The organism is Bifidobacterium sp. (assembly GCF_022640935.1).
GTDB lineage: Bacteria > Actinomycetota > Actinomycetes > Actinomycetales > Bifidobacteriaceae > Bifidobacterium.
Window position 1 is genome coordinate 51,853 of sequence record NZ_JALCCV010000008.1, and the last position, 13,358, is coordinate 65,210.

At 61.6% G+C, this 13,358-nt stretch carries 9 protein-coding genes; 6 read left to right on the plus strand and 3 right to left on the minus strand.

What is annotated here, in order from left to right:
- Window positions 1–151: 151 nt before the first annotated feature.
- Both LKG04_RS03675 and LKG04_RS03680 read left to right on the plus strand, forming a co-directional pair.
- Complete coding sequence (locus LKG04_RS03675; protein WP_291760462.1) at window positions 152–1,822, plus strand: ABC transporter permease; 1,671 nt, start codon at window positions 152–154, stop codon at window positions 1,820–1,822.
- Window positions 1,823–1,925: 103 nt separating this feature from the next.
- The gene (locus LKG04_RS03680) at window positions 1,926–2,744 is read left to right on the plus strand and encodes an ABC transporter ATP-binding protein (RefSeq protein ID WP_291760459.1); all 819 of its coding nucleotides are present in this window, start codon (window positions 1,926–1,928) and stop codon (window positions 2,742–2,744) included.
- Window positions 2,745–2,964: 220 nt separating this feature from the next.
- Here LKG04_RS03680 and LKG04_RS03685 read toward each other — a convergent pair whose 3' ends face one another.
- From LKG04_RS03685 to LKG04_RS03695, 3 genes are all read right to left on the minus strand, one after another.
- Window positions 2,965–5,667, minus strand: coding sequence for an ATP-binding cassette domain-containing protein (locus LKG04_RS03685; RefSeq protein WP_291760572.1), 2,703 nt, complete (start codon window positions 5,665–5,667; stop codon window positions 2,965–2,967).
- 176 nt (window positions 5,668–5,843) lie between these two features.
- Complete coding sequence (locus LKG04_RS03690) at window positions 5,844–6,470, minus strand: ECF transporter S component (RefSeq protein WP_291760456.1); 627 nt, start codon at window positions 6,468–6,470, stop codon at window positions 5,844–5,846.
- A gap of 239 nt (window positions 6,471–6,709) precedes the next feature.
- Complete coding sequence (locus LKG04_RS03695) at window positions 6,710–8,077, minus strand: dipeptidase (RefSeq protein ID WP_291760453.1); 1,368 nt, start codon at window positions 8,075–8,077, stop codon at window positions 6,710–6,712.
- Window positions 8,078–8,199: 122 nt separating this feature from the next.
- Here LKG04_RS03695 and LKG04_RS03700 point away from each other — a divergent pair, with 122 nt between their 5' ends.
- The 4 genes from LKG04_RS03700 (at window position 8,200) to glnA (ending at window position 13,160) form a co-directional block, all read left to right on the plus strand.
- On the plus strand, window positions 8,200–8,808 hold the full coding sequence (locus LKG04_RS03700) for a DUF3043 domain-containing protein (RefSeq protein ID WP_291760450.1): 609 nt from the start codon (window positions 8,200–8,202) through the stop codon (window positions 8,806–8,808).
- 126 nt (window positions 8,809–8,934) lie between these two features.
- The gene (locus LKG04_RS03705; protein WP_291760447.1) at window positions 8,935–10,557 is read left to right on the plus strand and encodes an FAD-dependent oxidoreductase; all 1,623 of its coding nucleotides are present in this window, start codon (window positions 8,935–8,937) and stop codon (window positions 10,555–10,557) included.
- Window positions 10,558–10,643: 86 nt separating this feature from the next.
- Window positions 10,644–11,429, plus strand: coding sequence for a DUF4191 domain-containing protein (locus LKG04_RS03710; protein ID WP_291760444.1), 786 nt, complete (start codon window positions 10,644–10,646; stop codon window positions 11,427–11,429).
- Between the two features lie 294 nt (window positions 11,430–11,723).
- Window positions 11,724–13,160 (plus strand): type I glutamate--ammonia ligase, encoded by a 1,437-nt coding sequence (glnA, locus tag LKG04_RS03715; RefSeq protein WP_291760442.1) that lies wholly within the window; start codon window positions 11,724–11,726, stop codon window positions 13,158–13,160.
- Window positions 13,161–13,358: the final 198 nt, after the last annotated feature.

Consider the following 13,358-nt stretch of genomic DNA (forward strand, 5'->3'; position numbering starts at 1 on the left):
GAATGAGTGCCGAGACATTTCAGATAAAGCCGAGCGTTTTGCCAACAAGCCGTCCTTGTATGAATGGTGCGAGCTGCAGCGCTTGCGGCAGCCGCGTCATTCCAACAAGCAAGCATTTCAAAAACAGGCATTTCAAAAACAGAGGGTGCATATGTTCGTTATCGCCAACGCGTGGAAAAACGTGATCAGAAACAAAGGGCGCAATCTGCTTGTGCTGCTCATCGTCGCCTTGATCGCCGCAGCAGCCACCATCGGGCTCTCCATCAGGCAATCCGCGCAGAACGCCCGCTCGGCAGGACTGGCGAATACGACCGTGAGTGCGCAGATCTCGCTCAATCGCACCGCGCTGCTGGCAGCCGCCCAGAAGCAGAACAGCAGCACCAGCGGTAGCACCGGTTCGCGGCCTGACTTCCAAGCGCTGCGCAAAAGCCTGGCAGGCAAAGAACTGAGCTTGGCGGATTATCAAAAGTATGCGAAGGCATCTTCAGCGGTGAAGTCTACGTATTATTCGCAGATCGCTACATTGTCCGCCACCACTGGTTTCCAGCCGGTGTCCAGCACTTCGGATTCCGACACTTCGAATTCCGCGTCGGGATCCAACGGCTCAGGGCAATCCGACTCGCAAGGCGCGCAAAATTCACAAGGATTCGGCTCGGGCGAACCGATGGACGAAAACATGCAGTCAGGCGATTTCAAACTCACCGGATTCTCCTCCGATGCCGCCGTGGCGAATGCGGAGAACGGCAAATTCACCATGAGCTCAGGCAAGGTGTTCGGCTATGGCAAGGCCTCCACAGGCCAGATCATCATCTCGAAGGCACTGGCAAACTTCAACGATCTCAAGGTCGGTAGTACGGTGAGCGTGGCGAATGCCTCGGATTCCACGAAAACCTACACGCTGAAAATCGTCGGCATCTATGCGAACACGAGCTCCGAGGGCAGCGCATTCGGCGGCAGGGACAATGCCTCCGATCCTGACAACGCGATCTACACGTCAAGTGCGACGCTTGCGTCGCTGGACTTGGGCAGCGGCAGCGATACGCAGCTGAGCTTCACCTATGTCGTGGCGAACAAAGCAGGATACGACGCGTTCTCCAAGGATGCGAAACAGGCGGGACTGTCTTCCGACTACACGGTATCGTCCGCGGATGTGGAGAATTACGAGGCCAGCCTGGTGCCGCTCGACAATCTCGCGAAATTCGCATTGACCTTGTTGCTGGTCGTGCTCGGCGTCGGCGGCGCGGTGCTGATCGCGCTCAATGTGTTCAACATCCGCGAGCGCAAATATGAGGTGGGCGTGCTCACCGCCATCGGCGTGCGCAAGGCGAAGGTCGCCGCGCAGTTCGTGTTCGAGCTGCTCATCGTGACCATGGTCGGCCTGGCCATCGGTGCCCTTGCAGGCTCGGCGGCGTCCGTGCCGGTCTCCAACCATCTGCTCGCCAGTCAGGTGGCATCGCAGCAAAGCCAGCAGAGCAGCCAACTGGCGCAGTTCGGCCGCGGCATGCAGGGCGGCGAAGGCCAGTCCGGCTCGCAGGAGCAGCCCGGAGGCACAGCGAATGCGCAAGGAAACTCGGATTCCGGTTCAGCCACTGGAGCCGCGGGCGCTGCGAATGCGCAAGGACCGGCTGGATTCGGGTCGAGGAGCGGCTCGGCCTTCGCCAAGGCCACCAGCTATATCTCCACGATCAACTCCACAGTCAGTCTGCCGGTCGTCGGCAAGCTCATGCTGATCGGTCTGGCGCTGACCTTGGTCTCGTCGCTGGCCGCGATTGTGGCCATCATGCGATACGAGCCGTTGCAAATACTGGCGGATCGATCGTAGGCGCATCGCGAGGCTGCAATCAGCTTCACACACCCATACCGATTCCTACCTTATTCATCAAACCATTTCAAACGCAATTCTCATGTGCAATGCAAGGAGCATCATGACCACGAACAACAATGACATCAACGAGTCAGCCGAAGCTGCAGGCCCTGCCGAGACTCATGAATACGACAATCCCAAGCAGCCCGGCGAGACATCAAACGATCCGGTCCTCGAGCTGAAAGATGTGAGCTATGCCTACTCCAAAGGAGGCAAACGCGTGCTCGAACATATCAGCCATCGCTTCACGGCAGGAAATGTCTACGCGATCACCGGACCTTCGGGCGCCGGCAAAACCACCATGCTCTCGCTTATCTCCGGTCTGGCCAACCCTACGCATGGCGAAGTGCTGTATAAGGCCAAGAATCTGGCGAAGCTGGACCGCTATCGATATCGCAGCCATGATATCGGCGTGGTCTTCCAGAGTTTCAACCTGCTGCCCGCGCTGAGCGCCGCGGAGAATATCATGCTGTCGATCGACGCCTCGGGGAAACGCTTCGACATGCCCAAACGCGAGCGTGCGCTTGAGTTGCTCGATCAAGTCCATCTTCCCGAGGAGTATGCGAACGAGCGGGTGCTGCATCTGTCCGGCGGCGAGCAGCAGCGCGTCGCCATCGCACGGGCGTTCAGCTACGACCCACGGATCCTCGTCGCGGACGAACCCACCGGCAATCTCGACATGGCCACACAGGCGGACATCATGGATATCTTCCGCTCGCTGGCCCATGACGAGGGCCGTTGCGTCATCATCGTCACCCACAGCCCCGATGTGGCACGGGATTGCGATGAAGTTTTCGCCCTGGCACCATTGCGCCGCAGGTCGTCACAGCATAGATCGGCACAACGTCAATCAGCACGCCGCCAGCCCGCACAGCACTGACCGGGATTGCTCCATATCGATGCAGCGCCAGTCAGATCGCCTTCGCAACGCCATCGCGGCAGCTCAAAAACCCAAGTGGCCCCAAAAGCACGACGCACCTGCGCAGAAACTCCCACATCCGATTGAAAACCCACATTCCAATTCCCAACCGTCCGCTTCGGCCCCTCAGCGGGGCTTCACTTCGCCTACGCAGAGCCCGCTGGGTTCTGCGCTTAACGGTTCAGCCGCCAAAGAACGCGAACGAGCCGGCGAAACCGGCAGTCACCAAAGCAATGACCGGCACTGCCAAGCATGCGGCAAGGAACGCGTAGTCGCGTATGTGCACCACGGCGACGCGGGCGTGGCTGCGCGGCCCGGCGCCGCCGAAGCCACGGGCCTGCATGGCCGTGGCGAGCATCGTGGAGCGGCGGATCGAAAGTACCAGCAGTGCGAAAGCTTGGGGGAAGAAGGCCTTGAGCCTGTTTTCATCGCCCAATCCCCGGGATCGGCGTGACGCGCTGAGCGCTTCCCAATCGTCGCGCAGCACCGAGAAGAGGCGCATGCCTGCCAATCCCCCGTAGACGAAACGATCGGGCAGATGCAGGTTCTCGCTGAAGGAATCGGCCAGATCCGTCGCGTCGATGCCCAGCACCGCGATGATCGCCGGGATGCCCACGGCGAGGATGCGGATGCCGGTGGCGAGCGCTAGGTCGGCCGAACGATCAGTCACGCTGATCATGCCCCACTGCCACCACACTGCGCCGCCGCTTTTGCCATACAGCAGCACGGCCAAGGCCGATCCTGGCGCGCCGATAAAGATTGGCCAGGTCGAACGCACGATTCTCCATGGGGTGAAGCCGATGGCCATCAGCGCGACCAGTTCGAGACCCAACGCGGTCGTGGCCGAGACCCAATCGAGCGAGAGCATCATCGGCAAGGATGCCAAGAAGCCCCCGAACAGGCGGAATGAGGGATTCAGTGAGGCCAAGAACCGGGAACTGCTGGATGGTCGCGGCGCCTCGTCACGCGTATTCACCGGACTGACGGCGATGCGGGCGGCATCGCAATCGGAAGCATGCGCATCCAAGCCCTGTGCGGCCAAAAAGTCGTTCGGCAGCGGGCCGGTGGATGGCGGATTGGCCGACGCGAGCTCACGCCCACCAGACGATTGCGCATCAGACGGCGTCGTCTCTGCCGCATGATCCCACTCGCCGTAGGCTCCTTGCGGCGTCAATTCCACGATGCGCGCCCCGAGGGCCGTCACCAGCTCGCGGTCGTGCGTCACCACGATGATGCTGACGCCGTCGCCGCGCAGGCCGTGGATCAGGGTGACGATCTGCATCCACGTGCGCCGGTCCTGCCCGAAGGTCGGCTCATCGAGAATCAGCACGCGTGGAGCCGCCGCAAGCGACGCGGCGACGGTGAGACGGCGTTTCTCGCCGCCGGAAAGCGTATAGGGGTTCACGCCAGCGTATTGGCGCAGCCCGAAGCGCTCCAGCAGACTGATCGCGATCGCCTTCGCCGCCGTTTCGTCCGCGCCGGTACGCAGCGGGCCGAGCATGACTTCGTCGAGCACGCTCCCCCGAGCAAACTGATGCTCGGGATTCTGGAACACATATGAGATCCGTGAGGCGAGCTCAGTCGAATGCCAATCCTTCGGCGCGTCATCGCCGGCATCGCCCTGCAAGGCTGGCGACGCCACGACCCGACCGCCGACAGGAGCGAGCAGCCCCGCCAAGGTCAGGGACAATGTTGATTTGCCGGCACCGTTGGCACCGACAAGGGCGGTGATCTGGCCAGGGCGGAAAACAAGATCAATATCGCTGGCGATAGCCTTGCCCCCGCGCCCGATCGCAAGACTCGCCGTCGAAAGCAGCGGTTCTCCGATCCCTTTTTCAGGCGGATACGCAGGCTCGCCGACGCTATGAATCCGTGAAATCGCATCCTGCGCACGGCGGTATCGCTGCGGTACCCAGATGCCGAGCCCGGCGAAATCGATCGAATCGTTCTGGAACACCTCATCCGGCGTGCCATCGGCCACGATCATCGTTCGGCGGAATACCGGGCTGCTGCCGGGCTGCGAAACCGTGCTGGCATGGACTTCTTCGCCGGAATCCTCGTCTGTCCCTTCATCGGGCGTGCCGCCCTCCAGCCCGAGCACGATCACGCGGTCGATCAGATCGATCCACGGCTCGGCGCGATGCTCCACAAGCACCATCGTGCAGCGTTGCGCCTCCAGAACATCGCCGACAGCCCTTACGATCTGCTGCACTCCATCGGGGTCGAGATTGGCCGTAGGCTCGTCGAGCAGCAGAATTCCAGGTCGCATTGCCAAGGCGCCGGCCAGTGCGAGCCGTTGCATCTGACCGCCGCTCAGATGCAACGTGGACCGGTGCAACTGCAGGCCTTCAAGACCCACGGCGGCCAACGCGCGCTCGACGCGCCGCCAGATCTCGCCGCGCGCGACGTTCATGTTTTCCGGGCCGAAGGCGACATTGTCACCGAGCCGCTCGAAGATCGTCTGTGCATCGGGATCCTGCAGCACCAGGCCGACGCGCCCCCGCGCCTGCTGGGTGGGGACGCCGTCTACCAGAATGCGCCCTTCGCTCATGCCGCCGTCGGCATCGACGCGGGCCGGTGCCTGAACGCGCACAGGCAAGGACGCATTCCCGGCATTGGCGGCGCCGGCTTTCTCGTTGGCGCCGCCCCCAGCTTCGGCATCGTATTCGCCGTCTGCATATTCGTCGGCGCCGAGCAACCCGGCTGCACCGGCCAGAATCGTGGATTTGCCGATGCCTGAGGCTCCGAGCAGCAGCACCCGCTGACCGGGCGGGATATCCAGATTCAGGCCGCGCACGGCGAAATGACGGCGAGAAGCATGGCGATAGCCCCATTCCTCGAAGCTCAGACGGGCATTGCCGCCCTGGGAGGCTGCACCGCGCAAAGTTTCAGCCGGTGAAGCTGCCCCTCCGGCTGCTGCCGGAGCTGCTTCAAATTCCTCGGTCACTGTCACGGTCACGATCCTTCAGGGTTTTCGATCTGCATTCGGCTGCTTGCGCCGACGATATAGCGCCGATATATAGCTGTCTGCGAGCCTATAGCTGGCTTTCTGGCCGCGGTTCAGCGCCCCATGCCGCGCACCTGCCGCCCTGATGTGAACGCATTAAGCGCGCCGGTTTTCGCGATACCGATATACAGATACCACATCAGCGCTCCGGCAACAAGCGCGCCGGAGATGACGGTGGCAACGAGATACCACATCCCATACGCGCCGGTCATGTCGAAGCCCTGCAAATGCGTCACGAAAGTGTATCCCCAGCAGGCAATAGCCGAAACAACCCCCGACAATGTCAATGTGAGCGCATTCCATACGCGATACGCAACGAACAGGAACACAAGTTCGGCGCCAATGCCTTGTACCAAGCCGATCAGGAAGGTCTCTGCGCCGCCCCACTGATTGCCCACGAGGGCTTCCAAGACTGCAGCGACGACCTCGGCATAGATGGCGGCGCCGGGTTTGCGCACGATGACGGCCGCCAACGGACCCGCGAACAGCCACAGTCCGTTCATCAGGCCGGAAAGCCCGGGCAACAACACTTCAAGCGGTCCCCCGATTGGCGTGTAGAGCAGCGCCGCGACCCAATAGATGAATGCGCTGGCCACGCCGATCGCCGAGGCGACGGCGATATCGACGACGCGCCATTTCAGATTCGGTCGCGTTCTGACTGTTGATTCGGATGAACTCATGATGTGCCTTTCTCTCATGCGTGCCGACCTTCGGCATGCATTGCAAGGCACGGGTGAAGAGAGACGTCCGTGCGCCGGCATTGTCCGGACTCACGTTCAATCGGTCGAGGTTGCCCTCATCTCAGCCAAGGCCTTCTTCAAATCAATCAGGCCACAGCCCCCGTGTCAATTCCAGTAGCATACGGCATACGGACGTCATCCGCGCTGCATGCATCCGCAGCCGTCCGGTTCCGACGATCTCAGCAGCCGAGCTTATCGAGCAGCAGCGCCTCGGCGACGATGTTGTTGCGCAAGCCGGAGATGCTGATCGATTCGTTCGGGCTGTGCGCGTTCGACTTGGGGTCCTCCGGGCCGGTGACCAATACTTGGGCCTTGGGGAAGAGCCGTTGCAGTTCGGGAATGAAGGGGATCGAGCCGCCTTCGCCCTTGTTGATCGGGTCGACGCCGAAGGCCTGCTTCATCGCCTCGAGCGCGTCCCTAGTGGCTTCGGCGTCCGGATCCATGGCCCAACCCATCCCGTTCTCGAGCGGTGTGACCGTGACTTCGGCGCCGTGCGGCGCATGTGCGAGCAGGAAATCGCCCAGCGCCTGCTGCGCCTCTTCGGGCCGCTGGCCAGGCGCGGTGCGCAGGGAAAGCCGGATGCGGGTCGCGTCAGCGATCACGTTGAAGGATGTGTCCACCGGCTGCGCATCCCAGCCGATCACCGTCACGCTCGGTTTGCTCCACAGGCGCGACGCCAACGAGCCGGTGCCCGCGAAGATGTAGTCGTCGACCACCGACGTATCCTCTCGCACAGCGGCCTCGTCGAGGTCGCGCTGCAAGCCGCCTACCGGATCACCGGAGACCAGGCCCGGTACAATAAGGCTGCCTTGCCCGTCATACATCGAAGCCACCAGCATCGCCGCAAGCGTATTCGCGTCGAGGATCAGCCCGCCGTACTGTCCGGAATGCACCGGATGGCGCAGAACCCTGATCGTCGCATCCATGCTGGTGTTGCCGCGCAGGCTGGTCGTCAGGCTGGGGGTGCCAGCCGACCAGTTGCCAGAATCCGCCACGATGATCACGTCGGAATCGAATTCGTCGCGATGCGCCTCGATGAACGGGATGAAGCTCGGCGATCCCATCTCCTCTTCGCCTTCGATGAACACCTTGATGTTGACCTTGAGATCGCCGCCCAGAATGGCCAACGCGCCGGAATGGATCGCGATGCCGCCGCCATCGTCGCACGAGCCGCGGCCGTAGAGCCGCCCGTCCACTTCGGTGGCGGCGAAAGGCTCGGTGTTCCAAGCGGCAGGGTCCGGCACCGGCTGCACATCGTGGTGCGCATACAGCAATACGGTCGGGGCGCTCGAATCCACGATTTTCGAGCCAACGACCTCATAGGCGCCAGGCGTACCATCGGGATTGCTCGATTGCACGACGCGGGCGCCCACGCCGACCTTGCGCAGCTCGCGTGCGACGAATTCGGCGGAACGGCGCATATGCTCGCCCGTGATACCTTGGGAAGACACGGATTTCAACGCGATCTTCTGCGAGAGCACGTCCACGACGCGGGGGAAATCCGCCTCCGCACGCGATCGGATTTCGTCGATATGCAAAGCCGTCATAACACTCCTTATTCATAGGGCTTGCGCCAGAATTCGCTCATTGCGTCAGCGTCGCAGAATCCACAGGTTTCCATAGGTTTCTACAGGTTGCAAGCGTCTAGGCGTCACCGTAACCTGCAATCATGACATGGAACCCCTTCAGCAAACGCCCCAATGACGGGGAGGATCAGCAGCCTATCGAAACGACCGAGGAATCCGAAGGCAAAGGCCGACCCACGCCCAAGCGGAGGCAGGCCGAGGCGCGCAATTTAAGGCCTTTGGTGCCCAAGGACCGCCGTGCGCAATCCAAGGAGGCCAAGGCCCGGCTGCGTGCCAGAGAGAATGCTGAATACGAGGCGATGCGTTCGGGAGACACCGCGCACATGCCCAAGGCGGAGCGTCTGCCATGGCGCGTGTACATCCGCGATTATGTGGATGCGCGCTTCAACCTCGGCGAGTTCTTCATGCCGGTCGTCTTCGTCATCCTGATCATCTCGATGTTTGTTTCGGTGAAATGGCCGCAGCTGAGCATTCCTATGATGCTATTGATGTACGTCTATCTGGTTGTCGCCATCATCGACGTGGCCGTCATGTGGCGCAGGCTCAAGAAAAAGCTGAGCGAAAAGTTCGGCGAACGCGCAGTCGCCCGAGGCTCACGATCGGCGTCGTATGCTTGGAGCCGGGCTATACAGATGCGCCGCTGGCGGCTGCCCAAGCCGCACTATCCCAAGCGCGGGCATTGGCCCAAATGACAGGCAGGCCGTAGCCGGGCCATCGCGGCGCATACTGGGCTCCTTGTTGATTCAGGGGATTCCATCACAGCAGATTTCGCTGCAATGGTTCCTTTCAGCCGCAGCTCTCACTAGGAAAGGCGTGATATGGGCCAGCAATTCGATATTGCCGTCATCGGCTCGGGGCCAGGCGGATATTCCGCCGCGTTGCGCGCCGCGCAGCTAGGTAAATCCGTTGCGCTTATCGAACACGACAGCACGCTCGGCGGCACATGTCTGAACCGCGGGTGCATCCCGTCAAAGGCGCTCATCACCGCGGCCCGCACTATGGACACGATCCATGAGGCCAGCGAGGTCGGGATCAACGCGACCATCAATAGCGTCGATTTCGGCGCCATGAACGCATATAAGACACGCATCGTGGAAACGATGACCTCCGGTTTGGCGGGGCTTTTGGCCCATCGGGGCGTCATGGTGTTCCAAGGCGAGGCGCAAATAAGCAATGCTCGGGAGCATACGGTCACGGTGACGCCGCACCGATCCGATCAGCCGGGGGCATCCGTGAGGCGTTTCAACAGATCCGGCGTCGGCGATGACCTCGGGCCTTCATTCGAGATCGAAGCCGCAGACATCATTCTGGCCATCGGCTCGCAGCCGCAGCCGCTGCCGCAGCATGATTTCTCAGGCGCGTTGATCGACTCCACACAGGCATTGTCGCTGGGCAGGGTCCCCGCCAGCGCCGTCATCATCGGAGCCGGAGCCGTGGCGGTCGAGTTCGCCTCGATGTGGAAAACCAGCGGCTGCGATGTCACGCTGCTCATCCGCAAGGATCGCGTGCTCTCCACATGGGACCGGCGCGCCGGAGCGACATTGACCCGCGAACTCAAACGGCGCGGCATCAATGTCGTCACGCACGCCAATGTCACCTCGGTCGATGTCGGCGTGAACCTCGGCGCCACCGTGCACTACACACGCGAAGACCAGACAGCGGATTTCACGGCTTTCGGCGAAGTCGCGCTGGCCGCCATCGGCCGTTACCCAGCCACGGGCGCACCATGGGTCTCGGACAGCGGAATCGAGCTGACAGACGCCGGATTCGTGACAACCGACGGTTACGGACGCACCAATATCCCCGGCATTTGGGCGGTGGGCGACATCACCGAAGGTGAATCGCTGGCCAACCGCGCTTTCGAGCAGGGCATTGTCGTCGCGGAAAGCATCGCCGGGCTCGATCCTCGGCCGGTGAACGACGACACGGTCCCCAAGGTCGTTTTCTGCACTCCCGAGGCAGCAAGCGTCGGGTGCACAGCCGAGCAGGCACGCGCGCGCGGAGACCTGACGGATATCGAGGAGACCGTGTTCCCGATGATGTCGAATGCTCGCATGCTCATGAGCAGATCATCCGGGTCCCTCGCCATCGTCAGCGGCGAAATCCTGGCTTCTGCGGGCAGTTCGGACAACTCGAACGGCCCGGAGAACCGGGATGATTCGCAAGACGCGCCAGATCAGAGCGAATCGAGCAGCCCGAAAGAACCGGACAATGCGAATGGGCCGGACAGCTCCGCAGACGCCCAGGGCACCAAAGTTGTCCTCGGCGTCCATATCGTGGCTCCCGACGCCAGCGACCTCATCGCCGAGGCCGAGCAGCTCGTCGGCAATCGCGTGCCCTTAAGCGAGGCGGCCCGGCTCATTCACCCGCACCCTACATTCAGCGAGACGATCGGCGAGGCGCTGCTGAAAGCCGATGGACGACCGCTGCACACGCGTTGAGGCGTGCTTCGACGGGTCAGCTGGTAGACTTCTGCCGAGTATGGTCTTTTTTCGACAAGTAATCGAACAGGCAAGTGAGGAAGCAGATGGCGGCGAAGGACGCGAGCGCAGGCAAAAAGCAGAATCTTATCAGACAGATCATTCAGATCTACCGATACACCGCGCCTGAGGACAAGCCACTCCCCTGGCTTTTGATCGGGGCGTTCCTGCTTCCGGTGGCCGTATTCGTCGTGGCGGGCGTGCTCATGCACTGGTCCGTGTTCATATGGATTTTCCTCATGATCACCGCGGCGATGCTGGGCGTGCTCCTGTTCACGATCGTGCTGACCAGGCGGGCCGACAAGGTCGGTTACGCGCGCATCGAGGGCCGGCCGGGCGCTGCGGTCAGCGTGCTGGGCAATATCAACAAGGCCGGATTCAACTTCCCTGAAGAGCCAGTCTGGATGGATCCCAAAACCAAGGACGCCATCTGGCGCGGCACAGGCTACAACGGCGTCTATTTGCTCGGCGAGGGCGACTACGGGCGGTTGACGCACGCAATGGACCGTCAGGAGCGCAACATCAAGGGCGTGACCGCCGGCTCCTCGATCCCGGTGTACCGTATCGTCGTAGGCACCGGCGACAAGCAGGTCCGACTCAAGAATCTGCGCCGGACCATTCTCAAATGCAAAAGCTACGAGCCGACCGAATACAAGAACGGGCTCATGGCCAGAATCCGCCCGCGCCGGCGCTTCATCCTGACCAAGGAGGAACTGGCCATGCTCAACGATCGGCTGCGCACCTTGCAGCTCAAATCCGGTTTCGGCATTCCCAAGGGCATTGATCCCACCCGTCCCCAGCGCATCAGCCGTCGGGCTATGCGCGGGCGCTGAGGCTCCCGCATAGTATTATATTGGCCTCGTGCCCGTTTGCGCCCGATCCTTCGAGGGACCGGGCGCAAACGTATGACCTTGCTGTCGCCGTGCCTTGGGCATGCGGCAGGGGTTCATCATGTGGACGGCGCGTCGCCGCAACGGGAGACACGCCAATGTGGATGAGGCAGCGCTTCCAAGGCCGTCCATCCACTATCATCGGTTATGAAACATGTTCGTAACCTGACACGCGAGTGGGTGAAATCCGTCCTTTTACACTTGGGTTGCGTAAGTTCTCATGAAAGGAGCGGTCCATTGACTGCACTTGAAACCAAAGCCGATGCCGAGGCACTCATCAATCAGGAGGGCGTGGAGTATGTCTCCGTGCGCTTTACCGATCTGATCGGCGTACAGCAGCACTTCACGGTACCGGCCAGCGAATTCCTGAAGGATGCATTCACTGACGGCATGCCCTTCGATGGTTCCTCGATCAAGGGATTCCAGGCAATCAACGAATCCGATATGAAGCTGGTGCCCGACGTGAGCACCGCGTTCATCGATCCCTTCCGCAAGCACAAGACGCTTGATGTGGCGTTCTCCATCGTCGATCCGCTCACTGACGAGCCTTATTCGCGCGATCCGCGTCAGGTCGCGGCGAAGGCAGAGGCCTATCTCAAGTCCACGGGCATCGCCGACACCGCTTCCTTCGCTCCCGAGGCGGAATTCTTCATCTTCGATAAGGTGCGTTTCGAGAATTCGATGCAACGTTCCTTCTACGAGGTCGACTCCATCGAGGCCCCGTGGAACACCGGCGCCGAATACGAAGAGGACGGCACGCCGAACATCGGCTTCAAGAACCGCGTCAAAGGCGGCTACTTCCCCGTTCCGCCGCAGGACCATAACCAGGATCTGCGCGACGATATGGTCGCCAACCTGCAGAAGGTCGGTCTGATCCTCGAGCGTTCGCACCACGAGGTCGCCGGCGGCGGCCAGCAGGAGATCAACTATCGTTTCAACACGCTGCAACACGCTGGCGACGATCTCATGAAGTACAAGTACGTTGTGCACGAGACCGCTGCGGTGGCCGGCAAGGCTGTCACATTCATGCCGAAGCCGATGAACGGAGACAACGGCACCGGCATGCATTGCCATCAGTCGCTGTGGAAGGACGGCAAGCCGCTGTTCTACGATGAAATGGGCTACGGCGGACTCTCCGACATCGCCCGCTGGTACATCGGCGGGCTGATCAAGCATGCGTCTTCGGTGCTCGCTTTCACCAATCCCTCGCTCAATTCGTACCATCGTCTGGTTCCCGGCTTCGAAGCGCCGGTCAACTTGGTCTACTCCGCGAGGAACCGCTCCGCCGCCATCCGCATCCCGCTGGCCGGCACCGCTCCGGCCGCCAAGCGCATCGAATTCCGCGCGCCGGATCCCTCTTCGAACCCGTTCCTGGCTTTCTCCGCCCAGATGATGGCCGGTCTGGACGGCGTGCTCAATCACATCGAGCCGCCGGATCCGGTCGACAAGGACCTCTACGAGCTGCCGCCCGAAGAGCATGCCGGCATCAAGCAGGTGCCGGGATCGCTCGGCGAGGCGCTTGACGCCCTTGAGGCCGATCACGACTTCCTGACCGCCGGCGACGTGTTCACCGATGATCTGATCGACACTTGGCTCGAGCTCAAACGGGGCGAGATCGATCTGGCTCGTCTCGCCCCGACCCCGCTGGAGTACGAGCTGTACTTCCACATCTGAGTCGGCAGCTGCCGAAGAGCGGCCAGTTGACTTGAAAAGAACCCCGGCACGAACCGGGGTTCTTTTCATATTCTTCCCGATTTCCCTCCCGCGCACCTTTTCCTTCACGCTGTGCTCATTCGCTGAGCGGCGATCCTAGGTGTTTTCACGTTGAGCGATACGGCTCCATTGCGTAATGCATTGCCCGTGATTGCACGG

Coding starts and splice junctions, on each gene's coding strand:
- LKG04_RS03675 (WP_291760462.1), top strand. CDS start 152: ATGTTCGTTATCGCCAACGCGTGGAAAAACGTGATCAGAAACAAAGGG.
- LKG04_RS03680 (WP_291760459.1), top strand. CDS start 1,926: ATGACCACGAACAACAATGACATCAACGAGTCAGCCGAAGCTGCAGGC.
- LKG04_RS03690 (WP_291760456.1), bottom strand. CDS start 6,470: ATGAGTTCATCCGAATCAACAGTCAGAACGCGACCGAATCTGAAATGG.
- LKG04_RS03695 (WP_291760453.1), bottom strand. CDS start 8,077: ATGACGGCTTTGCATATCGACGAAATCCGATCGCGTGCGGAGGCGGAT.
- LKG04_RS03700 (WP_291760450.1), top strand. CDS start 8,200: ATGACATGGAACCCCTTCAGCAAACGCCCCAATGACGGGGAGGATCAG.
- LKG04_RS03705 (WP_291760447.1), top strand. CDS start 8,935: ATGGGCCAGCAATTCGATATTGCCGTCATCGGCTCGGGGCCAGGCGGA.
- LKG04_RS03710 (WP_291760444.1), top strand. CDS start 10,644: ATGGCGGCGAAGGACGCGAGCGCAGGCAAAAAGCAGAATCTTATCAGA.